Origin of the sequence: Micromonospora sp. H61, from assembly GCF_018070325.1 — a bacterium.
Classification (GTDB): domain Bacteria; phylum Actinomycetota; class Actinomycetes; order Mycobacteriales; family Micromonosporaceae; genus Micromonospora; species Micromonospora salmantinae.
The window spans coordinates 12,321-35,389 of sequence record NZ_JAGPXY010000059.1; the positions used below are offsets into that span (position 1 = coordinate 12,321).

Consider the following 23,069-nt stretch of genomic DNA (forward strand, 5'->3'; position numbering starts at 1 on the left):
GAAAATTCCATCACCTCACGGAGCGGGCGTCATCTCCCGCCCGCTGCGGCTCCCCCGGCTGCGGTGTCGGGCCCGGGGACATGACGAAGGGGCACGGCCGCGATGGCCGTCCCCCTTCGTCGTCACCCGGGGATGGTTACTCCCCCGGCGTCGACTTCGCGATCTGCATCAGGAACTCGATGTTCGTGCGGGACTGCTTGAGCCGGTCCAGCAGGAGATCCATCGCGGCCTGCGAGTCCAGCGAGTGCAGCACCTTCCGGAGCTTGTGGATGATGGCCAGCTCCTCCGGTGCGAGCAGGACCTCTTCCTTACGCGTACCGGACGGGTTGATGTCGATGGCCGGGAAGGTCCGCTTGTCGGCGATCTTCCGGTCCAGCTTCAACTCGGCGTTGCCGGTGCCCTTGAACTCCTCGAAGATGACCGTGTCCGCCATGGACCCGGTCTCCACCAGCGCCGTGGCGATGATGGTCAGCGACCCGCCGTTCTCGATGTTGCGGGCCGCGCCGAGGAAGCGCTTCGGCGGGTACAGCGCTGTGGAGTCGATACCACCCGACATGATCCGGCCGCTGGCCGGCGCCGCCAGGTTGTACGACCGACCGAGCCGGGTCACCGAGTCGAGCAGCACGACGACGTCGTGCCCAAGCTCGACGAGGCGCTTGGCCCGCTCGATGGCCAACTCCGCCACAGTGGTGTGGTCCTGCGGCGGACGGTCGAACGTGGCCGCGATGACCTCGCCCTTGATCGACCGCTGCATGTCGGTGACCTCTTCAGGCCGCTCGTCCACCAGCACCACCATCAGGTGGCACTCCGGGTTGTTGCGGGTGATCGCGTTCGCGATCGCCTGCAGCACCATCGTCTTACCCGCCTTGGGCGGAGACTGGATGAGTGCCCGCTGGCCCTTGCCGATCGGCATGACCAGGTCGATGACCCGGGTGGTCAGGATGTGCGGCTCGGTCTCCAGCCGCAGGCGCTCCTGCGGGTAGAGCGGGGTGAGCTTGTAGAACTCCGGACGACGCCGGGCCTCCTCCGGCTCCATCCCGTTGATCGTGTCCAGCCGCATCAGCGGGTTGTACTTGTCGCGCCGCTGGTCGCCGCTGTTGCCGCCCTCGCGGGCCGCCCGCACCGCACCGGTGATCGCGTCACCGCGGCGCAGGCCGTACTTCTTGATCTGGGACATCGAGACGTACACGTCGTTCGGGCCGGCCAGGTAACCGGTCGTCCGCACGAAGGCGTAGTTGTCGAGAACGTCGATGATGCCGGCCACCGGGACGAGCACGTCGTCCTCGTTGACCTGCGGCTCACGCCCGCCGGTCTCGGCACCGGTCTCGGTGCGCTCGCCGCGCCCGCGGCGACGGTCCCGGAAACGGCTGCGCCGGCCGCGCCGGCCGCCACCCTCGTCGTCGTCGTCGCTGTCCCGCTCGGCACGCTGACCACGGTCGTTGCGGTCGTTGCGGTCACCGCGGTCGGGTCGGTCGTTGCGCTCGGCACGCTCGCCACGCTCGCCCCGGTCGTTGCGCTCGCCACGATCGGCACGCTCGCCCCGGTCGTTGCGCTCGCCACGGTCGGCACGCTCGCCCCGGTCGTTGCGCTCGCCACGGTCGGCACGCTCGATCCGCTCGCCACGCTCGGTCCGCTCGCCACGGTCGGCACGCTCGGTCCGCTCGCCACGCTCGGTCCGTTCGGTCCGGTCGGCACGCTCGGTCCGCTCGCCACGGTCGGCACGCTCGGTCCGCTCGCCACGCTCGGTCCGCTCGGTCCGGTCGGCACGCTCCGGACGCTCAGCCCGGTCGCGGCGGTTCTCGCCACGGTCGGCCCGCTCGCCGGCTTCCGCCTCGTCGGTACGCGTCTCGGTCGCCCGCGCCTCAGTCCCCCGCGACTCGGTCCCCCGCGCCTCAGCGGGGCGAGCCTCGGTGCTACGGGCCTCCGCAGTTGCGGTCCGGCTCCGTCGGGTGCGGCTACGGCCCTCGGTCTCGGCGGCCGGCTCGGCCGGCGCCTGCTCGGCACCGCGTCCTTCGGCTGCCGGCCGGTCGGCGGTTTCCCGCACCTCGGCACGCACTCCCTCACGGGTCGGGGCGGCCGCGGCCGCGACCTCGGCCCGTGGTCGAGGGGTCCCGGCGGCGTTGCCGCCCTGCCGCTCGGAAATCGCGGCGATCAGCTCGCCCTTGCGCATGCGAGCCGTGCCGGAGATGCCGAGCGACGCAGCCAGGCTCTGCAGCTCTGGCAGCAGCATCGCCGACAGACCGGTGCCGCTACGCCGACGACGGGCGGGAGCGGCTGCGGTGGCATCGCCAGCGACGTTGGAAACATCCGACGTCACGTCGGTGGTGTCGCTCAATGGATTCCTTCCCTCGATAAGGCCGGGACTGCCCGGAGTCGGAGCTCAGGTGGCCGGGCGGCCTCGGTGCACCCGCCTCGCAAGGACGCGTCGCGGGAGTCTGTGACACAGCAGCCGGTCGGTATCCCGACTCACCAACGTCGGTGAGCAGGTCTCGCCGTCTGCGGCGACCTGTGGAAACTGCGGTGCGGCGTGGGCCTTTGGCAGGGGTAGACGGGCTGACCGCCGAGAGCTTCGGGGGTGCGCCGCCCCGCAGGAGATCGCGTGCTTCGCGGCTGTGCTAGGTCTAGAGCGTAATCAACTCTTCCGACCTGCGGCAACAGGGTCCCGCTCGGCGTGTCCAAGTCTACCCCGTGCGACCCGCGCGCCGCTGACGTCTATCGGTAACTGCCAGATCTCCCAGTCTGTTCCCACTGGGAAGCCCGCCGGAGGCTGGCTGAGCGCCAGCACAGTCGGCCCCGCCCCACTGACCACAGCTGCCACATCGGCCGCTCGCAACTCGCTGACCAGGGCAGATGTGCCCGGCATCCCGGCTGCGCGGTAATCCTGATGGAGTCGGTCGACGGTGGCCGGCAGCAGCAGGGTCGGGTCCGTGGTGAGCGCGTGCACCAGCAGCGCTGCCCGCCCTGCGGTCAACGCGGCGTCACCGTGCGGCACGGTTGCCGGCAGAGCCGCCCGCGCTGTCGCTGTCAAACCGCGTTCCGCCGGGACGAAAACAGTGGGCCGCACCGCTGGGGCGACCGGCAGGGAGACGGCCCGGGCGCCGCCCGGCTCGGACCAGGCCACTGTGAAACCGCCGAGCAGGCACGGCGCCACATTGTCGGGGTGGCCCTCGATCTCGGCGGCCAGCCGCAGCGCGCCGGCGTCGTCGAGGCGGTGCTCCCCATCGACGACCAGGGCACGGGCCAGCAGCACCCCGGCGACGATCGCGGCGGAAGAGGAGCCCAGCCCGCGTGCCTGGGGGATCCGGTTGACGCACTCCACGCTCAGCCCCGAGGGGTGGGCCCCGAGCACGTCGAACGCGGCGCGCATGGCTCGCACCACGAGGTGCCGGTCGTCGTCGGGCAGCTCACCGGCGCCCTGCCCGGTCACTGTCACCCGGACACCACCCGTGGCGACCTCGGCGGCCACGTCGTCGTAGAGCCCGAGGGCGAGACCCAGCGCGTCGAAGCCCGGGCCCAGGTTGGCGCTGGTCGCCGGGACGCGGACCCGGACCGGCTCGGCGGTGAAGTTCGTCGGCACGCGCTCATGCTAGGGCTCGGGACCGACGAACCGGTCCCGCGCCCGCTGCCTGGGACCGCCGAGTTCAGCCGGCCGGGTCCGGGACCGGCTCGACGGCCGGATCGGTGAGCGACAGTCGGCGGGTGGCGATCCGCCAGCCGACCGCGTAGACGAGGGTGATCAGACCGCAGCCCGCGAGCACCACCCGTTCGTCGACCGAGTCCACCACCAGGGCCACCGCCAGTTGACTCACCGAGATCGCCAGCGTCGCCAGCATCATGTCGGTGGCGAAGACGCGGCCCCGCAGCCGGTCCGGAACTTCACCCTGGAGGGCGAAGTTCGACATCACCCAGTTGCTGCCACCCGCGAAGTGCGCAACGAAGACCAGCAGCAGCACCAGCGGAAACCATCGCACCACCGAGGTGCCCAGGTAGGACAGGCCGTAGAGCGACATGGACAGCGCGAGGCCGGGCAGCAGCCAGGCCCGGTTGGTCAACACCCGGCGCATCAGGATCGGCCCCACCAACGCTCCCGCGCCGCGTACCGCGAAGAGCAGGCCGGCGCCGAGCGGGCCGACACCGTACACGCCGGCCAGCAGCGGGAACACGGTCAGCACGCCGTTGCCCAGGCCCACCGCCGACTTGACAGTGACCAGCGCGAGCACCCGGGGGCGGTGACCGATGTAGCCGAGCGCCTCGCGAACCGCCGACCAGGTCCGCTGGGCCGGTTGGTCGGCGTCCCGGGGCGCCTGCAACGGCCGGCGGATCCGGGTGGCGAGGGTCGCGGCCACCGCGAGGCCCGCCGCCGCCACCCAGAAGCAGACGTACGGGCCGGCAGCGGTGCTGAGCACGCCGCCGAGCGAGGCGCCGACCACTGTCATGGTGCCCCAGGCCGAGCCGGCGACGGCGTTGCCCGCGGCGAGTTCGTGCGGCTCCAGCACGTTGGGCAGCGCGGCCTGGGCGGCCGGCGAGTAGAACGCCTTGGCGACCGCCACCACGCCGATCGCGACCAGCGCCAGCCACGCCGTTGCGGCGTTCCGCACGCCGAGCAGCAGCAACACGCCCGCCAACGCGGCCACGTTCGCGGCGATCATGATCTTCCGACGGTCGAAACGGTCGGCGATCGTGCCGGTGTACGGCAGCAGCAACGCAACGATGCCGGTGTCCACCGCCAACACCAGCGCGCCCCAGACGCCGCTGCCGGTCAGGTGCGGCAGCAGCACCAGCAGCGGCACCATGACGAACCAGTCGGCGCCGAAGACCACCAGTTCGGCGAGGAACAGGTTGCGGAAGCTCCGATTGCCGGTCAGAACCGAGAGGGTGGACGCCACGGAGCGCGACCCTACCTGGTCGTCGTCTGAGCCACACCCGCTCCCAGCAGCGCCGAAACCGTGACGAAGGTGTAACCGCGCGACCGTAGCCGGTTGATCATCTCGGTCAGACCCCGCAGTGCGACCAGCCGCCGGCGCGCCCGGGGAACTCGCGCTCCACCATCTGCAACGACCAGAGCAGCAGCCGATAGTCCAGCCGGGCCGCCGTGTGCAGCACCGCCCCGCCCAGGTGGCCGTACGGCGGGCGGAGGAGCGCCGGCGGCACCCCGGTCAGGTCGGCGATCGCGTCGTGGCTGCGACGCAGGTCGCCGTACGCCTCGGCGGCGTCCAGCTCGGCCAGGTCCCGGTGCTCCCAGCTGTGGTTTCCCACCTCGTGCCCGTCGAGCCGGTCGCGTACGACGTCGGCGTGCCGGCGGACCTGCGCCCCGACCATGAAGAAGGTGGCCGGAACCCGATGCTGGGCCAGGGTGTCGAGCACCATGGGAGTCCACTGTGGTGCCGGGCCGTCGTCGAAGGTGAGGGCCACCAGGCGCTGGTTGGTCCGCCCGGACCAGACGACCTCCAGCGCGCCGGAGCCGACGTCCTGCTGGCCATTACCGAGGGTGGCGCTGGCGGGGCCGCCGGTGATCGACATTCGGCGATGGGTGATCCACCACGCCTCGGACATCCCCGCGCCGACGGCCACACCGCCCGCCACCAGCAGGCCACGGCGCAGCAGATCGCGCCGCCCCCACCCGCCCGCGCCCTCGGCCATCCGCCCGCCCCGCTTCACCCACACCCCCACTCGTCTACGAGGAGTATGCAAGAAGTCACAGAAAGTATGGGGTGGGCGAGTCGGAGTGTTTCCGGTCCAATGAACCCCGCAACGCCCCCGGCGAAAATCCGCCGGGGGCGTTGCGAAGCGCGCTGCGACCTACTCGGTCGGCTCCGCCGGAGGTAGCGGCGAGGTACGGCTACGCGGCAGCCGCAGCACCTCGAACTGGTCCGTGCCTTCCACCAACGCGGCCGACGGCGCGGGTCGCCCGGCCGGTTGCACACCCTCGGCCGCGACCGGGGCGGGCGCGCCGCTCGGCACCGCGACCTGGTTCGGCGCTGGCACCTCGTCGGTCTCCGTCGTGGTCACCGCCGACCCTCCGGAACGCCGCCGTGCGCGGCGACCCCGCAGCGACTCCTTGGTGTGCTCCACCATCGTGTACAGCGTCGGCACCAGGATCAGCGTGAGCAGCGTCGAGCTGAGCAGACCACCGATCACCACTACCGCCAGCGGCTGAGAGATGAAGCCGCCCTCACCGGTCAACCCGAACGCCATCGGCAGCAGCGCGAAGATGGTCGCCACCGCCGTCATCAGGATCGGGCGCAGTCGGCGACGGCCACCTTCGACCACCGCCTCCCGGACCCCCATGCCCTGCGCCCGGTACTGGTTGATCAGGTCGAGCAACACGATCGCGTTGGTCACCACGATGCCGACCAGCATCAGCACACCGATCAGCGCCGGCACACCGAGCGGGGTCCCGGTGACCAACAGCAGACCGATGGCGCCGGTCGCCGCGAACGGGATGGAGATCAGCAGGATCAGCGCCTGGGTGAGGCTACGGAACGTGGCCACCATGATCAGGAAGACGATGGCGATCGCGGCCAGCACCGCCAGGCCCAGGTCCGCGAAGGCGTCCGCCTGATCCGCGCTGACACCACCGATGGTGAGGCTCGCACCCGGCACGTTGATGCCGTCCAGCCGCTTCTGCAACTCCTGGCTGGTCGCGCCCAGGTTCGAGCCGGTCGCCGCGCCGGTCACCGACACGCTGCGCTCACCGTCGATGCGGGTGACCTGCTGCGGGCCCTCGCCCTGGGTGACCTGCGCGATGTCGCCCAGCTTCACCGGACCGACCGGCAGTGCCCGCAGCTGCTCCACGGTCGTCGGCGGCTGCGTGCCCAACCGCAGCACCACGTTCTGCTGCTGGCCGTCGAGCGCCACCTGACCCAGCGGCGCTCCTCGGAACGCCTGCGACACGAGCTGCCCCACGGCGGCCTCGGTGAGCCCGACCCGACCGGCGGCGACCCGGTCGACCACCACGTCGACCCGCGGCACCCGTGCGGCCAGGCTGGTGGAGACCTCCTCGACGTCCGGAATCCCGGCCATCGCGGCCCGCGCCTCCTCGGCGGCCCGGGTCAGCGCCTCCGGGTCGCTGGCCTGGACGATCACCTCCAGCTGGCTGGTCGACGCCTCCTGCCCGCCACCGAAGCTGATCTCGCCCACACCGGCGCCGAGCTTGTCGAACTCCTTGCGCAGCACCTCACGCATCTGCTTCGCGTCGGTGTCACCGTCGAGCGCCAGCGACCAGCTGGCGACGTTGTTGCCGCCGCCACCCGCCCACGGATTGTCCCCACCGCCCGCGGTCACCTGGTACGTCTCGACGCCATCGGTGCGGGACAGCACCGACTCGACCTGCTTGGCCGCCGCGTCGGTGGCCGCCAGGCCACTGCCGGCCGGCAGCTCCTGGCTCATGTTGAGGGTGTCCTGGCCGGAGTCGTCCAGGAAGTTGGTCTCCAACTTCTGCGCCAGACCGAAGGTGCCGAAGAGCACCAGCAGGCCGAGCCCGACGGTGATCCAACGGGTCGACCGCTTGCGGGTGGCGAACCCGATGACGGGCAGGTACGCCCGCTGCAACGGGCTGCGCAGCTCCTTCTCCTCAGCGGCGTGCCGTACCGCCTCGTCGTCCGCGGTGCCGCCGCGCGGCTTGAGGAACCAGTACGCGAGGACCGGGATCACTGTCAGCGACACCAGCAGCGAGGCGAGCAGGGCCACCGTCACGGTGATCGCGAACGGCGCGAAGAGCTGGCCCACGAACCCGCCGACCAGCGCGATCGGCGCGAACACCGCCACCGTGGTGAGGGTGGACGCGGTCACCGCACCGGCGACCTCCCGGACGCCGGTGATGATGGCGTGCTGTTTCTCCTCGCCGTACTCCAGGTGTCGTTTGATGTTCTCCAACACCACGATCGAGTCGTCGACCACCCGACCGACCGCGATGGTCAACGCGCCGAGGGTGAGCAGGTTGAGCGAGTAGTCACCGATCCACAGGGCGATCAGCGCCACCAGCACGGAGAGCGGGATGGAGACCGCGGTGACCACCGTCGAGCGCACCGACAGCAGGAAGACCAGGATGACGATGACCGCCATCACCAGGCCCAGCAGGCCCTCGGTGGTCAGCGACTCGATCGACTTCTCGACGAACGGCGCCTGGTCGAAGACCACTGTCAGCTCCGCGCCGGAGGCGTCCTTCAAATCGTCGAGCCGGTCCCGGATCTCGTGCGAGATCTCCACGGCGTTGCCGTCCGGTGCCGCAGTGACAGCGATACCGAGGCTGTCCTTGCCGTTGGTCCGGGTGATCGCCGTAGCCGGGGCGAGCTGCTGCTCGACCGTCGCCACGTCACCGAGGCGAACGGGTGCCGCGGCCGGGGCGACCACGATGCCGCGCAGCTCCTCCAGGGTGGAGATCGGCGTGCCGACCTGCACCGGGAGGGCCAGTGCGCCGTCGGTCACCGCGCCGGCCGGAACCGCCACGCCGTTGGTCTTCAGCGCCGCGCCGATCGCCGTCGGCTGGATCTTCGCGGCGGCCAACTTCGCCGGGTCCGGGGTGACCACCACGACGTCGTCGCGGGTGCCGGTCACCTCGACCGTGCGTACCCCCTCGACGCCCTCCAGCTCCGGCACCACAGTCGCGCGCAGCTTCTCGGCGAGCGCCCGCTCGTCCGCATTGCCGGCCGCGGCCAGCACCACCGCCGGAAGGTCGTCGGTGCTACCCGCGATGACCTGCGGGTCGACGCCCTCCGGCAGTTGGGCGTCGATCCGGCTCAACGCGGTCTGCATCTTGTTGACCACGTCGTCGAGGTCGGTGCCGAACTCGTACGTCACCTGGACGGTGGCCGCCCCCTCGCGGGAGGTGGAGGTGACCTGGTCCAATCCCGGGATGCCCTGGAGGGCGTTCTCGATCGGCTCGGTCACCTGCGACTCGACGATCTCGGGGCCGGCGCCGGGGTAGGGAGCCACGATGAACGCGGCCGGGAACTCGAGCGACGGCAGCAGTTGCTGCTTCAGCGACGGCACGGCGAACACTCCGAACACCGTGGTCACCACCGCGATGAGGGCAATCAGCCCTCGGTTGGCGAGGCTGAATCTGGCGAGCAGCGACATCGGCCTGGCTCACTCCTGAACGAGAATGCGGGCGGGGATACCCGAAAGTGTGCCGGACTCGCATACCTCGGCCCCCGCCGCCCCCGGGCCGTCGCGCCGTCCAGCTACCCGCCGTCGATCACCACCCGGACGGTGGCGCGCTCAGGCCAGGTCGAGGGCGCGCGCCGCAGCCAGCGGGTCGTTCGCGATGGTCACCGGCGCCGGCGCGGTGGAGATCGCCCATTCCGGGTCCTTCAACCCGTGGCCGGTCACCGTGCAGACCACTGTGGAACCGGGCGGCACCGCGCCCGCCGCGGCCTGCTGCAACAGGCCGGCCACGCTGGCCGCGCTGCCCAGCTCGACGAAGACCCCCACCTCACGGGCGAGCAGACGGTACGCGGAGAGGATCTCCCGGTCGGTCACCGCCGCGATCATGCCACCGGAGGCGTCCCGGGCATCCAGTGCCTTGGTCCAGCTCGCCGGGTTGCCGATCCGGATCGCGGTGGCGATGGTGGACGGCTCCGGCACCACCTGGCCGGTCACGATCGGGGCCGCCCCGGCGGCCTGGAAGCCGTACATCTTCGGGGCGCGGGTGGTGGCGCCGGCGGCCGACTCCTCCTCGTATCCCATCCAGTAGGCGGAGATGTTGCCGGCGTTGCCGACCGGCAGGCAGTGGATGTCGGGCGCGTCACCGAGCGCCTCGACGATCTCGAAGGCCGCGGTCTTCTGGCCGTGCAACCGGTCGATGTTCACCGAGTTGACCAACGCGACCGGGTAGTCCTGGGCGAGCTTGGCGGCCGTCGCGAGGCAGTCGTCGAAGTTGCCGTTCACCTGGAGCAGCTTCGCGCCGTGCACCAGCGCCTGGGCCAGCTTGCCCAGCGCGATCTTGCCCTGCGGCACCAGCACGGCGCAGGTCAACCCGGCCCGGGCCGCGTACGCCGCGGCGGAGGCACTGGTGTTGCCGGTGGACGCGCAGATGATGGCCTTGTTGCCGGCCTCGACCGCCTTGGACACCGCGAGGGTCATCCCCCGGTCCTTGAAGGAACCGGTCGGGTTGGCGCCCTCCACCTTGAGGTGCACGTCGCAGCCGAGCCGGGCGGACAGCACCGGCGCCGGCAACAGCGGGGTGTTGCCCTCGTGCAGCGTGACGACCGGCGTGGCCGCGGTGACCGGCAGCCGATCCCGGTACGCCTCGATCAGACCCCGCCACATGTCGCTCTCCTCGCCTCTACCGACGCGCCCACCCGATTGTCAGGGCCACCTTGGACCAGCCTGCTGGAGTGGTCAATGGCACACCCCCGCCTACCCACCTGGCGGGACGCGCGAGCGGTCCCGTCGATGATGTAACGACTCAGGCGTCGCCCTCGACCCGCAGCACACTGGTCACCGACCGGACAATGTCCAGACCGCGCAGCTCACCGACGGTCGCGGCGAGCGCGGCGTCCGGTGCCACGTGCGTGACGATGACCAGCTCGGCGTCGCCGTCGCGGCCCGCCGGCCCGCCCGCCGAGCCCTGCCGCACTGTCGCGATCGACACGTCGTGCCGGGCGAACACGCTCGCCACCGAGGCCAGCACACCCGGGCGGTCGGCCACGTCGAGGCTCACGTGGTAGCGGGTCAACGCCTCACCCATCGGCCGGACCGCGAGGTCCGCGTACGCGCTCTCGCTGGCCGCGCGCACCCCGGCGAGCCGGTTGCGGGACACCGCGACCACGTCACCGAGCACCGCGCTGGCGGTGGGCGCGCCACCGGCGCCCCGACCGTAGAACATCAACTGCCCGGCCGCGTCCGCCTCCACGAAGACCGCGTTGAACGCGTCCCCGACGCTGGCCAGCGGGTGGCTGCGCGGGATCATCGCCGGGTGCACCCGGACGCTGACCGTCTCCCGGCCGGTGGGGTCGACACCCCGGGCCGCGATGCAGAGCAGTTTGATCGTGCAGCCCATCGCCTGGGCGCTGGCCATGTCCGCGGCGGTCACCTCGGTGATGCCCTCGCGGTGCACGTCGGCGGCGCCGACCCGGGTGTGGAACGCCAGCGAGGCGAGGATCGCCGCCTTCGCCGCCGCGTCGAAACCCTCCACGTCGGCGGTCGGGTCGGCCTCCGCGTACCCCAGGGCGGTGGCCTCTTCGAGGGCCTCGGCGAAGCCGGCGCCGGTGGCGTCCATCGCGGAGAGGATGAAGTTGGTGGTGCCGTTGACGATGCCGGTGACCCGGTTGATCCGGTCGCCGTGCAGCGACTCCCGTAGCGGACGCAGCAGCGGGATGGCCCCCGCCACGGACGCCTCGTAGTAGAGGTCGCCGCCGCCCTCGGCCGCCGCCTCGTGCAGGGCCACGCCGTCCTCGGCGAGCAGCGCCTTGTTCGCGGTGACCACGCTCTTGCCGGCGCGCAGCGCCTCGACCAGCCAACTCCGGGCCGGTTCGATGCCACCGATCACCTCGATCACCACGTCCACGTCGTCGCGCTTGATCAGGCCGAGCGCGTCGGTGGTGAACAGGTCCTCGTCGACCGGCAGGTCACCCCGGTCGCGGCCGAGCCGACGGACGGCGATGCCGGCGATCTCCAGCGGAGCGCCGATCCGCGCGGTGAGGTCGGCCGACTGCTCGTGCAGCAGCCGGACCACCTCCTGGCCGACAGTGCCACAGCCGAGCAGCGCCAAGCGCACAGGTGACGTCATCCCACATCCAAAGCCAGCAGGTCCTCTTCGGTTTCCCGCCGGACGATCAGGCGCGCCTGGCCGTCGCGCACCGCGACCACCGGTGGCCGGGGCACATGGTTGTAGTTGCTGGCCATGCTTCGGCAGTACGCACCGGTGCCGGGCACTGCGACAAGATCTCCGGGCTGCACGTCGGCGGGCAGGAATTCATCCTTCACCACGATGTCCCCGGACTCACAGTGCTTTCCCACCACGCGGGCGAGCAACGGCTGCGCGGTCGAGGCCCGCGAGGCCAACGTCGCCGAGTAGGACGCGTCGTAGAGGGCGGTGCGGATGTTGTCGCTCATCCCGCCGTCGACGCTGACGTACGTCCGGAGGCCGTCGAGGTCCTTGACAGTGCCGACCTCGTAGAGGGTGAACACGGCCGGCCCGACGATGGCCCGGCCCGGCTCGATCGACAGGTGCGGCACTGCCAGGTTCTCCGCCGCGCACTCCGAATCGACGATCTTGCGAAGCCGCTTGGCCAGATCCTGCGGGGTCGCCGGGTCGTCCTGGGTGGTGTACGCGATGCCGAAGCCGCCGCCCAGGTCCAGCTCGGGCAGCTCCACCCCGCGCGCGTCGCGGATCTGTGCCTGGAGGGCGAGCACCCGCCGGGCCGAGACCTCGAAGCCGCTGGCGTCGAAGATCTGCGAGCCGATGTGCGAGTGCAGACCGCGCAGCTCCAGCACGCCCTCGTCGAGGATCTTGAACGCGGCGTTCGCAGCGGCGCCGCCGGCCAGCGAGAAGCCGAACTTCTGGTCCTCGTGTGCGGTGGCGATGAACTCGTGGGTGTGCGCCTCGACCCCCACCGTGACCCGGACCAGCACCCGGGGCCGGACCCCGCGCTCGCGGGCCAGCGCGGTGAGCCGGTCGATCTCGGTGAACGAGTCGACGATGATCCGGCCCACCCCGGCGTCCAGCGCCCGGCCCAGCTCGGCGACCGACTTGTTGTTGCCGTGGAAGCCGATCCGCTCCGGCGGCATCCCGGCCGACAGTGCGGTGGCCAACTCGCCACCGGTGCAGACGTCCAGGTGCAGCCCCTCCTCGGCGATCATCCGGACCACCGCCCGGCAGAGGAACGCCTTGCCCGCGTAGAACACGTCCTCGGTCGGGAAGGCCGCCCGGAAGTCGCGGCAGCGCGAGCGCAGGTCGGCCTCGTCGAGGACGTACACCGGGGTGCCGAACTCGGCCGCGATGTCGCGGACGCTCAGGCCCGCGACGGCGACCGCGCCGTCGGCGCCGCGCGTCACCGACCGCGGCCACAGCGCCGGTACGAGGGCGTTGACGTCGGCCGGGGTACGCAGCCAGGCCGGACCCTGGTTGCTGATGTCCGCGTGCAGCGCACCAGCCTCATGAGCCCTCATGTCACATCCTCTCGGGTGCGGAGACGCCGAGCAGGTAGAGGCCGTTGGCGATCACCGTGCGGGTGGCGTTGTTGAGCCAGAGCCGGGCGCGGTGCAGGTCGGTGATCTCCTCGTCGCCCAGCGGCAGCACCCGGCAGTTGTCGTAGAACCGGTGGTAGGAGGCGGCGACGCTCTCCTCCAGGTAGCGGGCCACCCGGTGCGGCTCCCGCAGCTCGGCGGCCGTCGCCACCACCGCGGGGAACTGGGCGAGCGCCTTGAGCAGCTCGTTCTCCTTCTCGTGGTCGAGCAGCTCGGGGCGGAACGCGTCGGCGTCGCCCGGAACCAGCCCCACCTCGGCGGCGTTGCGGGCCACGCCCGCCGTCCGGGCTGCCACGTACTGCACGTAGTAGACCGGGTTGTCGCGGGTCGCCCGGGTCCACAGCTCGATGTCGATGTCGATCGGGGAGTCGCTGGAGTAGCGGGCCAACGCGTACCGGGAGGCGTCCACGCCGATCGCGTCGACCAGGTCCTCCAGGGTGATCACGGTGCCGGCCCGCTTGCTCATCCGCATCGGCGCGCCGTCGCGCAGCAGGTTGACCAGCTGCCCGATGAGGATCTCCAGGTTGCGCTCCGGGTCGTCGCCGAAGCAGGCCGACATCGCCTTCATCCGGCCGATGTAGCCGTGGTGGTCGGCGCCCAGCATGATCACGACCCGCTCGAAGCCGCGCTCGCGCTTGTCCAGGTAGTAGGCGCAGTCAGCGGCGAAGTACGTCCACTCACCGTTGGACTTGCGCAGCACCCGGTCCTTGTCGTCGCCGAAGTCGGTGGTGCGCAGCCAGGTGGCGCCCTCGGACTCGTAGAGGTGCCCCTGCTCGCGCAGCCGGTTCAGCGCCAGGTCGAGTTCACCCCGGTCGTGCAGGTCCTTCTCGTTGAAGTAGGTGTCGAACTCCACCCCGAAGTCGCGCAACGAGGTGCGGATCTCGTCGAACATCAGCGCGACGCCCTCGACCCGGAAGACCTCCTGGGCGGCGTCGTCGTCGAGCGAGCGCACCTCCGGCCGGCGGGCCTGCACCTCGGCGGCGATCTCGGCGATGTACGCCCCGCCGTAGCCGTCCTCCGGCGCCGGCTCACCCTTGGCGGCGGCGAGCAGCGACCGGGCGAACCGGTCGATCTGCGAACCGGCGTCGTTGAAGTAGTACTCCGTGCCGACGTCGGCGCCGGTGGCCCGCAGCAGCCGGCTCAGCGCGTCACCGACGGCCGCCCAGCGGACCCCGCCGATGTGCACCGGCCCGGTCGGGTTGGCCGAGACGAACTCCAGGTTGATCTTTTCGCCGGCGAGCCGGTCGCTGCGGCCGTACTCCGCGCCGCTCTCCACGATCACCCGCGCGAGCTGACCGGCCGCGGCGGCGTCGAGCCGGATGTTCAGGAAGCCCGGCCCGGCGATTTCCACCGATTTGACCCCCGGCGCCCGGCCCAGCTCGTCGGCCAGGGCCGTCGCCAGCTCCCGGGGCGGGACGCCCACCTTCTTGCTCAACTGCAGCGCGAGCGTCGAGGCGTAGTCGCCGTGCTCGGGGTTGCGCGGTCGCTCCACCACAGTGCTCGCCGGCAACGCGGCGCGGTCGAGCCCACGCTGCTCGAAGACGGCGTGTGCGGCGGCGAGGACGACCGAGGCTAGTTCTGCAGGAGTCACCCAACCATGTTATCGGGGGTAGACTCGGGCACTCGGCGGCTCCCCTGCGCGTCATCCGGCCCGCCACTCCCCTGACCGACCGACTTGACGAGGCACGATGAGCATCAGCACCCCGGGTGGCCCTGAGCGCCGCCCGACCGTGGTCAGCACCGGCAAGAAGCCGGCCGCAGGCCGGCCGGCTTCCGGCGCCAAGGCCGGTTCCGGCAAGCCGACGGGCTCCCCCCGGGCCGGGGGCAAGGGCCCGCGCAAGCCGGTCACCCCGGTCAAGGTGAGCCAGGGCCGCGCGTGGGGGCCGATCGCGCTCTTCGTCGCGGTCGGCGTGCTCGCGGCCGGCATCATCGGGTACGGCGCGTGGGCGTCGTTCCAGGGCTCCAAGCCGTGGGACAAGCGGGCCAACGCCATCGACGGCATCGCCAACATCCGCAAGTCCGACCCGGACAGCCTGAAGTACGAGTCGCACAAGTCGGGCCCGCTGACCTGGAACTACTCGCCGCCGGTTGGTGGGGTGCACAACGCCGCCTGGCAGAACTGCATGGGCGACGTCTACGACGCCCCGATCGCCAGCGAGCACGCGGTGCACAGCCTGGAGCACGGCGCGGTGTGGATCACCTACCGCCCGGACCTGCCCAAGGACCAGGTCGACAAGCTCGCCGGCAAGGTGCGCGGCGTCGAGAAGATGCTGATGAGCCCGTACGAGGGCCTGGACAAGCCCATCTCGCTGCAGGCCTGGGGCTACCAGCTCAAGCTCGACAACGCCGACGACTCGCGGATCGACGAGTTCATCAAGGACCTGCGGGTGAACGCCTCCGTCGAGGGCCCGACGGCGCTCTGCAACACCGGCATCACCGCCACCGGCACCACGCCGCGTGAACTCCAGCAGCAGCCCACCCAGTAAGGACGGCAATGACCGCTCCGGCAACCACCGACAGCGAGTACGACGAGATCCCGGCCGCCCCGGACGAGGGCGGCCGGGCCCCGGCGTCGCGCTACGGCGTGCTGGCGCTCGCCATCATGCTGGTGGTGGGGCTCCTCCTCGGGTATGCGGGTGGTCTGCTCACCCCACGGATCACCCGACCCGGTGACACCTCGGTCGAGGCGGGCTTCGCCCGGGACATGACTACCCACCACGCGCAGGCGGTGGAGATGAGCCTGATCGCGTACCGGTCGGCGGCCCTCCCCGAGGTGCGGCAGATCGCCGTCGACATCGCCACCGGGCAGCAGGGCGAGATCGGCGCGATGCAGACCTGGCTGCGCGAATGGGGCCTCAGCCCGACCGGGTCGAAGCCGCCGATGTCGTGGATGTCCGACGGGGCCACCGTCAAGGACGGTCTGATGCCGGGCATGGCCACGCCGCAACAGATGACCGTCCTGCGCGACGCTCAGGGCATCGAGGTCGACAGGCAGTTCCTGGCCCTGATGTACGACCACCACCTGGGCGGCATCCACATGATCGACGCGGCGCTCGGCGCGACCGACAACGCCGAGGTGGTGCGGGTGGCGAACACCATGAAGAACACCCAGCAGACCGAGCTGAACAACCTCCGGCAGCTCCAGGCGCAGGCCAGGGGCTGACCGACCGGACGGGCGCACCCGGCCCGCGTCCCCGCCGATCCGTGGGCGGTGACGCGGGCCGCACCGTGTCGAGGCCATGCACCCGCCCACCCCGACCCCGCACGGCCGAACCCGTGGCCTATGACCTGAAAGCCCTTCTCGTCCCTTGTGGGCGTTTTGCGAGGCACAGGCGATTACGTTGCTTAGAGAGTTTTCTCCCCACATATCGTGACCAGTTGCGATTCGGGCTCGTTGCCCAAGACGTGGGGGTTGCACTCAGAGACGCACGGCGCTCGGTAACCAGTTGGTGCCGACGCCACACCATCGGTGGTGACGGGGCGGTGGCAGCCGTCCGTCGCGGACAGCGGCAGGGCGAGCCGGGATTGCTCAGCCGCGAACAGGAACTCGAGTTGATCGACACGCTGCGAGGCGTCCATCCCGACGAGTTCGGCCTGGACGAGGAGTTGTGGACGCGGCAGAGCCTCACCACGCTCATCCAGCGGCGCTTCGAGCTACCGCTGGACGCCGGCGCGGTCGGGGCGTACCTGCGGGCCTGGGGGTTGGGTCCGCGGGAGCCGCGCGAGCGGGCCTGCGGGCTCTGCGTCAGCGCGGTCGAGCGTTGGGTCCGCAGCGAGTACCCGGGGATCACCCGGGCCGCCCAGGAGCACCTCGCGGAGGTCTACTGGATCGGCCGGATCCGGCTGCGCGGCACGATGCCGGCCGCCGACGTGATCTCCGCCGTCTCGTCCCGCGGCCGGGTGCGCTTCATGATCACCACGCCGACGGTGGACCCGCCGCTCCCCCGCGACTTCGTGCTGCGGCTCAGTGGCGAGGAGCAGCGCACCGTCCACCTGATAGTGGACGGCTCCTGGCCGCGCAACGAGTGGCCGCGCCGGCTCCCTCGGCGAATCGTCCTGCACCCGCTGCCCAGCTGCGGGCGGGCGGTAGCCGCCTGAGCGCCGGGTGGGCCGGTCCGACACGATCGGCTCACCCGATACCGATTCGGCGTACGCAGGGGAGGTTTGCTAGTCTTCTCCAGTCGCTGAGCCCCCGTAGCTCAGGGGATAGAGCACCGCCCTCCGGAGGCGGGGGCGCAGGTTCGAATCCTGCCGGGGGCACCAAGATTGCTTGGCACAAAGATGCCCCTGACCAGGGAAACCCGGTCAGGGGCATTACTCATGCGCCCAGTCAGGCCGGCGGCGTGCTTCGATCAGAACACCAGGACGCCAACATCGAGCACAACTATCATCGCGATCGCCAACACCGGAATAGCGATTGCCATCGCAAAAACGCTGATCAGCAATAAACCCAACCCCTCTTTCCATTCCTCTCGGCTTGTGCGAGGAGGGGAGGGCTGGCCTGCTGGGCGGGTCGCAGGTGCCGGACGGGCAGTGAAGTATGAAGAAGCGGCACTGGCGAGACATCCCACGGCGATAACAAGAACTGGGGATAAAGCTACTGCCAGCATCGACACTGGGTGGCTGGTAGTCCATTCCCAGAAGGCTTGGACATCGGCGTCGAATCTTCCGGCTTCTTGAATCTTGGCGTTCGCTGACCTGCCTATCCAGGTGAGGTGTGCCATGGTCAGCAATAATGGAGCCACGATAAACCAGGTGGCCGGCACGACCCACTCACGCGCCGCCCCGAAGAAGCCGGAGCACCCTTCGGTGGGGACTCCATCCGCAACTGCGGCATCTCCGGGATTTTCGAAGCTTGGCGTGGGCGCGCTTGATTCGATCGTCGCCGGCGACTCGCGTGCCGCCAGTGTCGCGATCACCTCAGGGCCTGCATCCGTTGCCGCCGGGTCGCTCGTTGCAGGTGACCCGGAGACTGGTTGTCCCTCCATCGGCCTGGCGTCCGCTGTCGTCATGGCGGGTTCCGGGATTGTTGGTGGCTCCGAGGCCGCCGAGGTTTCCTGGGTTCCCTGGATCGCTACGTGCAACGCCATGTCGGCAGCCGGCGACGATGCCGCTTCGGCTTTCGTCGAAGCGGATGAATCGTTTGGTCTCGGGTTTCGGGGACCACCGTTACGCAACACTCGGACAGTTATCACTGCGCTGGCGATGCCGGCGACGGCCGAGACAACCGAAGCGATCTTGTCCGAGACATCCAGGAGATCCGCCATAGGCAATATCATAGATTAGGTGGGAAGTGAGAAGGGGTGGCCAGCCGACCCGTGGTCGTCCTATACGTGACAGGCCCCGCCCAGAACGCATCGACGTCGACCTGCGGGGCGACCAAAACGACCCGTACATGTCGCTCGAATAGGAACGACAAGCACCTCGTCTCACCGGAAGCGCGGCGTTGCGACCCCGATTGACGACTCGACGATTCCCTAGCCGTCTCGGCCGCGCACGCACCCTGGCCGCCGGTCGCGTAGTGGTTCGATCGGCGGCCAGGGCCTTTGGTCAGCTGCCGACGTACGCCGCCAGGTGCTCGCCGGTGAGGGTGGAGCGGGCGGCGACGAGGTCGGTGGGAGTGCCCTCGAAGACGATCCGGCCACCGTCGTGGCCGGCGCCGGGGCCGATATCGATGATCCAGTCGGCGTGCGCCATGACCGCCTGGTGGTGCTCGATGACGATCACCGACTTGCCGGAGTCGACCAGGCGGTCGAGCAGGCCGAGCAGTTGCTCCACGTCGGCCAGGTGCAGGCCGGTGGTCGGCTCGTCGAGGACGTACACGCCGCCCTTCTCCGCCATGTGGGTGGCCAGCTTCAGCCGTTGCCGCTCCCCGCCGGACAGAGTCGTGAGCGGCTGCCCCAGGCTCAGGTAGCCGAGCCCGACGTCGGCGAGCCGGTCGAGGATGGCGTGCGCTGCCGGCGTGCGCGCCTCGCCGGCGCCGAAGAACTTCTCGGCCTCCGTCACCGACATCGCGAGCACCTCGCTGATGTCGCGACCGCCGAAGCGGTATTCCAGCACCGATGCCTGGAACCGCTTGCCCTCGCAGTCCTCGCAGGGGGCGGCTACGCCCGCCATCATCCCCAGGTCGGTGTAGATGACGCCGGCGCCGTTGCAGCTCGGGCAGGCACCCTCGGAGTTGGCGCTGAACAGCGCCGGCTTCACCCCGTTGGCCTTCGCGAACGCCTTGCGGATCGGGTCGAGCAACCCGGTGTACGTGGCCGGGTTGCTACGCCGTGAGCCGCGGATCGCGCCCTGGTCGATCGAGACCACGCCCGCGCCGGCCGGGATCGAGGAGTGCACGAGCGAACTCTTGCCGGAGCCGGCGACGCCGGTCACGACGACGAGCACCCCGAGGGGTACGTCGACGTTCACGTCCCGGAGGTTGTTGGCAGTGGCGCCCCGGATCTCCAGCTTGCCGGTGGGCGTCCGCACCGTCTCCTTGAGGGCCGCCCGGTCGTCGAGGTGGCGGCCGGTGATGGTGCCGCTGGCCCGCAGACCTTCCACTGTGCCCTCGTAGCAGACGGTCCCGCCCTCGGTGCCGGCGCCGGGCCCGAGGTCGACGACGTGGTCGGCGATGGCGATGGCCTCCGGCTTGTGCTCCACGACCAGCACTGTGTTGCCCTTGTCGCGTAGTTGGAGCAGCAACTCGTTCATTCGTTGGATGTCGTGCGGGTGCAGCCCGATCGTCGGCTCGTCGAAGACGTAGGTGACGTCGGTGAGCGAGGAACCGAGGTGACGGATCATCTTGGTGCGCTGCGCCTCACCGCCGGAGAGGGTGCCCGACGGTCGATCGAGCGACAGGTAGCCCAGCCCGATCTCCTCGAACGAGTCGAGGAGGTGTTGCAGGCCGGCCAGCAACGGGGCCACCGACGGCTCTTCGATCCCGCGCACCCAGGCGGCCAGGTCGCTGATCTGCATCGCGCACGCGTCGGCGATGTTCCTGCCCTTGATCTTCGACGACCGGGCCTCCTTGCTGAGCCGGGTGCCGGCACACTCGGGGCAGGTCGTGAAGGTCACCGCGCGCTCCACGAAGGCGCGGATGTGCGGCTGCAACGCGTCGATGTCCTTGGCGAGGAAGGACTTCTGGATCGACGGGATGAGGCCCGCGTACGTCAGGTTGATCCCGTCGATTTTGATCTTGGTCGGCTCCCGGTGGAGCAGGTCCTGCAGCTCCCGCTTGGTGAACTTGGCGATCGGCTTGTCCGGGTCGAAGTAGCCGCAGCCCCGGAAGATCCGGCCGAACCAGCCCTCCATGCTGTAACCGGGGATGGTGATCGCGCCCTCGTTGAGCGAGAGGTTGTCGTCGTAGAGCGCCGACAGGTCGATGTCGGTCACCGCACCCATGCCCTCGCACCGCGGGCACATGCCGCCGAGACGGTTGAAGGTCGCCTTCTCGGTCTTCGTCTTGCCAGCGCCGCGATCGACTGTGATCGCCCCGGTCGCCTTCACCGACGGAACATTGAACGAGTACGCGTTGGGCGAGCCGATGTGCGGCTGCCCGAGCCGGCTGAACAGGATGCGCAGCATCGCGTTGGCGTCGGTGGCGGTGCCGACGGTGGAGCGGGAGTTGGCGCCCATCCGCTCCTGGTCCACGATGATCGCCGTGGTCAGGCCATCCAGCAGGTCGACCTCGGGCCGCGCCAACGTCGGCATGAAGCCCTGCACGAAGGCGCTGTAGGTCTCGTTGATCATGCGCTGCGACTCGGCCGCGATGGTGCCGAACACCAGCGAGCTCTTGCCGGAGCCGGAGACACCGGTGAACACCGTCAGCCGCCGCTTCGGGATCTCGACGCTGACGTCCTTGAGGTTGTTCACCCGCGCGCCCTGCACCCGGATCAGGTCGTGGCTGTCGGCGACGTGCGGCTCGGACGGCTGGATGGCCGTGCTCATCGTGTCTCCATCTGTCGGGCGCGCAGGACTCAGCGCACTTCCTGGATGCGGACCATGTTGCCCGCCGGGTCCCGGAAGGCACAGTCGCGCACGCCGTACGGCTGCTCGGTCGGCTCCTGGACGACCTCGGCGTCGCTGGCCTCCAGCTTGGCGAAGGTGGCGTCGAGGTCGGTGGTGGCGAGGTTGACGCCGAAGTAGCTGCCCTTGGCCATCAGCTCAATGATGGTCTGCCGCTCGTCGTCGGTGATGCCGGGGTTGGCTGCCGGCGGGTGCAGGACGATGGCCGTGCTGGGCTGGCCGACCGGCCCGACAGTGATCCACCGCATCCCCTCGTAGCCGACGTCGAGGCGGACCTCGAAGCCGAGGACGTCGCGGTAGAAGGCCAGCGAGGCGTCCGGATCGGTGTGCGGCAGGAAACTCGAATGAATGGTGATGTCCATGCTGGTCACGCTAGTTGCGGCTCGGTGACCCGCGCTTCTCGATTCCTGACCGGTCTGGTCACCTGCTTCGCCACGCACGACGGCATTCCGGCCGTCGCCTGCGCCGCCTGCCGCCGGTAGACGCTGGGCGGCACGCCGACCAGCTCGGTGAAGCGGGTGCTGAAGGTGCCCAACGACGAGCAACCGACAGCGAAACAGACGTCGGTGACGCTCAGGTCGCCACGGCGCAACAGGGCCATCGCCCGCTCGATCCGTCGGGTCATGAGGTAGCTGTACGGAGATTCGCCGTAGGCGAGCCGGAACTCGCGGCTGAGGTGCCCGGCCGACATGTGCGCGCCACGGGCGAGCGCCTCGACGTCCAACGGCTGCGCGTACTCCCTGTCGATCCGGTCGCGGACCCGGCGCAGCCGCGCCAGGTCGGCCAGCCGCTGGGTCGCATCGGATTTGCTGCTCACCTGCGAAATCGTGCCACAACCCACCGACAAACCGCCGCACGCCGGCGCGGGCGGTGGCCCACGGGCCGGTCAGCCGGCCTCGCGGCGGGCGCGGGCCCGGCGCTTCCCCTCGTGCATGGCCTGCACCCGGGCCACCGGGATGGTCCGGCCCTCGGCCACCAGGTCGGCGGGGAGCGGTTGCGGGGCCGGCATCAGGGCGGCCCACGGGTCGCCGTCGGCGAGCAGTGCGGGCGCGGTCCGGATGGTGAAGTCGGCGGGGGTCACCTCGGTCAGGTCGGCCCAGTCGACCGGGAACGAGACCGGCATCCCCGGGCGCAGCCGGGGGCTGTACGCGGCGGCCACCGTCGCCCCGCCCGCCCGGGTGGCGTCCACGAAGACCCGGCCACCCCGGTCCTCCTTGATGTACGCCGTGGTGGCCAGCGCCGGGTCGAGCCGCTCGGCGCGGACGGCGAGCGCCCGGGTGGCGGCGGCCAACTCCTCGGCCGTTGGTTCGTCGGTCACCGGGACGAAGACGTGCACGCCCTTGGCGCCGCTGGTCTTGACGGCGCCGGCCAGGCCGGCGTCGGCGAGCGCCTGACGGACCAGCAGGGCGGCGTCGACCGCCGCGCGGAACCCGTCGCCGTCCGGCGGGTCCAGGTCGAGGATCAGGTGGGTCGGGCGGTGCAGATCCGCCACGGTGGCCAGCGTCGGGTGGTACTCCACCGCCCGCTGGTTGGCGAACCAGAGCAGGGTGCGGCGGTCGTCGCAGAGGGCGTACGAGATCTCCCGGTGCGACGCCTCCGCCCAGACCGGTGCCCGGCGGACCCAGTCCGGGGTGTAGCGGGGCAGGTTCTTCTGCATGAACGGCGGCTGGCCGGGGCGGACCCTGATCACCGACAGCGGCCGGCCCCGCAACTGCGGGAGGAGGCGGTCCCGAACCGCGTCGAGGTAGTCGACCAGGTCACGCTTCGTCGCGTCGTCGCGGTCGGACAGCGGCTGGTCCAGGTTGGTCAGGGCCACGCCGTCCCGGGTCTCGTCAGCCTCGCTCACCCGACCACCCTCCCGGCCCCGG

At 70.6% G+C, this 23,069-nt stretch carries 17 protein-coding genes and 1 tRNA gene; 4 read left to right on the forward strand and 14 right to left on the reverse strand.

The features are described from left to right. Positions 1–136: 136 nt before the first annotated feature. From rho to argS, 9 genes are all read right to left on the reverse strand, one after another. Positions 137–2,335 (reverse strand): transcription termination factor Rho, encoded by a 2,199-nt coding sequence (rho, locus tag KBX08_RS24555; protein WP_210785739.1) that lies wholly within the window; start codon positions 2,333–2,335, stop codon positions 137–139. Positions 2,336–2,632: 297 nt separating this feature from the next. After that, a complete protein-coding gene (gene thrB / locus KBX08_RS24560; protein ID WP_210785740.1) occupies positions 2,633–3,577 on the reverse strand; it encodes a homoserine kinase in 945 nt (314 codons plus the stop codon). A gap of 64 nt (positions 3,578–3,641) precedes the next feature. Next, positions 3,642–4,886, reverse strand: coding sequence for an MFS transporter (locus KBX08_RS24565; protein WP_210785741.1), 1,245 nt, complete (start codon positions 4,884–4,886; stop codon positions 3,642–3,644). 106 nt (positions 4,887–4,992) lie between these two features. Continuing rightward, positions 4,993–5,664, reverse strand: coding sequence for a polysaccharide deacetylase family protein (locus KBX08_RS24570; RefSeq protein WP_238688519.1), 672 nt, complete (start codon positions 5,662–5,664; stop codon positions 4,993–4,995). A 135-nt stretch (positions 5,665–5,799) separates the two neighbouring features. Then, positions 5,800–9,078 (reverse strand): efflux RND transporter permease subunit, encoded by a 3,279-nt coding sequence (locus KBX08_RS24575; protein WP_210785742.1) that lies wholly within the window; start codon positions 9,076–9,078, stop codon positions 5,800–5,802. 141 nt (positions 9,079–9,219) lie between these two features. Beyond that, positions 9,220–10,269: a threonine synthase gene (gene thrC / locus KBX08_RS24580; RefSeq protein ID WP_210785743.1), complete on the reverse strand. Its 1,050-nt coding sequence runs from the start codon at positions 10,267–10,269 to the stop codon at positions 9,220–9,222. 139 nt (positions 10,270–10,408) lie between these two features. Next, on the reverse strand, positions 10,409–11,719 hold the full coding sequence (locus KBX08_RS24585) for a homoserine dehydrogenase (protein WP_208740978.1): 1,311 nt from the start codon (positions 11,717–11,719) through the stop codon (positions 10,409–10,411). Between the two features lie 8 nt (positions 11,720–11,727). Continuing rightward, on the reverse strand, positions 11,728–13,113 hold the full coding sequence (gene lysA, locus KBX08_RS24590; RefSeq protein ID WP_112583605.1) for a diaminopimelate decarboxylase: 1,386 nt from the start codon (positions 13,111–13,113) through the stop codon (positions 11,728–11,730). Position 13,114: 1 nt separating this feature from the next. Beyond that, positions 13,115–14,782 (reverse strand): arginine--tRNA ligase, encoded by a 1,668-nt coding sequence (gene argS, locus KBX08_RS24595; protein ID WP_210785744.1) that lies wholly within the window; start codon positions 14,780–14,782, stop codon positions 13,115–13,117. 97 nt (positions 14,783–14,879) lie between these two features. Between argS and KBX08_RS24600 the strand changes: the two genes are divergently transcribed. The 4 genes from KBX08_RS24600 to KBX08_RS24615 all read left to right on the forward strand — a co-directional run bounded on the left by KBX08_RS24600 (position 14,880) and on the right by KBX08_RS24615 (position 17,454). Then, a complete protein-coding gene (locus tag KBX08_RS24600; protein WP_210785745.1) occupies positions 14,880–15,677 on the forward strand; it encodes a DUF3105 domain-containing protein in 798 nt (265 codons plus the stop codon). An 8-nt stretch (positions 15,678–15,685) separates the two neighbouring features. Then, entirely contained in the window at positions 15,686–16,354 is a 669-nt protein-coding gene (locus tag KBX08_RS24605) for a DUF305 domain-containing protein (protein WP_210785746.1), read from the forward strand. A 242-nt stretch (positions 16,355–16,596) separates the two neighbouring features. After that, entirely contained in the window at positions 16,597–17,289 is a 693-nt protein-coding gene (locus KBX08_RS24610; protein WP_210785747.1) for a winged helix-turn-helix domain-containing protein, read from the forward strand. Between the two features lie 90 nt (positions 17,290–17,379). Then, positions 17,380–17,454: transfer RNA gene (locus KBX08_RS24615), tRNA-Arg, on the forward strand. A gap of 89 nt (positions 17,455–17,543) precedes the next feature. Here KBX08_RS24615 and KBX08_RS24620 read toward each other — a convergent pair. The 5 genes from KBX08_RS24620 to KBX08_RS24640 all read right to left on the reverse strand — a co-directional run bounded on the left by KBX08_RS24620 (position 17,544) and on the right by KBX08_RS24640 (position 23,047). Then, positions 17,544–18,458, reverse strand: coding sequence for a hypothetical protein (locus tag KBX08_RS24620; RefSeq protein WP_210785748.1), 915 nt, complete (start codon positions 18,456–18,458; stop codon positions 17,544–17,546). A 283-nt stretch (positions 18,459–18,741) separates the two neighbouring features. Then, on the reverse strand, positions 18,742–21,123 hold the full coding sequence (locus KBX08_RS24625) for an excinuclease ABC subunit UvrA (RefSeq protein ID WP_210785749.1): 2,382 nt from the start codon (positions 21,121–21,123) through the stop codon (positions 18,742–18,744). A gap of 29 nt (positions 21,124–21,152) precedes the next feature. Beyond that, a complete protein-coding gene (locus KBX08_RS24630) occupies positions 21,153–21,563 on the reverse strand; it encodes a VOC family protein (protein WP_210785750.1) in 411 nt (136 codons plus the stop codon). Between the two features lie 5 nt (positions 21,564–21,568). Beyond that, positions 21,569–22,018: a helix-turn-helix transcriptional regulator gene (locus KBX08_RS24635; RefSeq protein WP_210785751.1), complete on the reverse strand. Its 450-nt coding sequence runs from the start codon at positions 22,016–22,018 to the stop codon at positions 21,569–21,571. Between the two features lie 69 nt (positions 22,019–22,087). Beyond that, on the reverse strand, positions 22,088–23,047 hold the full coding sequence (locus tag KBX08_RS24640; RefSeq protein WP_210785752.1) for a DNA polymerase domain-containing protein: 960 nt from the start codon (positions 23,045–23,047) through the stop codon (positions 22,088–22,090). Positions 23,048–23,069 lie beyond the last annotated feature (22 nt).

Excerpts from the sequence above, each read along its gene's own strand:
- KBX08_RS24605 (WP_210785746.1), top strand. The coding sequence starts at position 15,686 with ATGACCGCTCCGGCAACCACCGACAGCGAGTACGACGAGATCCCGGCC.
- thrC (WP_210785743.1), bottom strand. The coding sequence starts at position 10,269 with ATGTGGCGGGGTCTGATCGAGGCGTACCGGGATCGGCTGCCGGTCACC.
- KBX08_RS24625 (WP_210785749.1), bottom strand. The coding sequence starts at position 21,123 with ATGAGCACGGCCATCCAGCCGTCCGAGCCGCACGTCGCCGACAGCCAC.
- KBX08_RS24575 (WP_210785742.1), bottom strand. The coding sequence starts at position 9,078 with ATGTCGCTGCTCGCCAGATTCAGCCTCGCCAACCGAGGGCTGATTGCC.
- KBX08_RS24600 (WP_210785745.1), top strand. The coding sequence starts at position 14,880 with ATGAGCATCAGCACCCCGGGTGGCCCTGAGCGCCGCCCGACCGTGGTC.
- KBX08_RS24620 (WP_210785748.1), bottom strand. The coding sequence starts at position 18,458 with ATGGCGGATCTCCTGGATGTCTCGGACAAGATCGCTTCGGTTGTCTCG.
- lysA (WP_112583605.1), bottom strand. The coding sequence starts at position 13,113 with ATGAGGGCTCATGAGGCTGGTGCGCTGCACGCGGACATCAGCAACCAG.
- KBX08_RS24630 (WP_210785750.1), bottom strand. The coding sequence starts at position 21,563 with ATGGACATCACCATTCATTCGAGTTTCCTGCCGCACACCGATCCGGAC.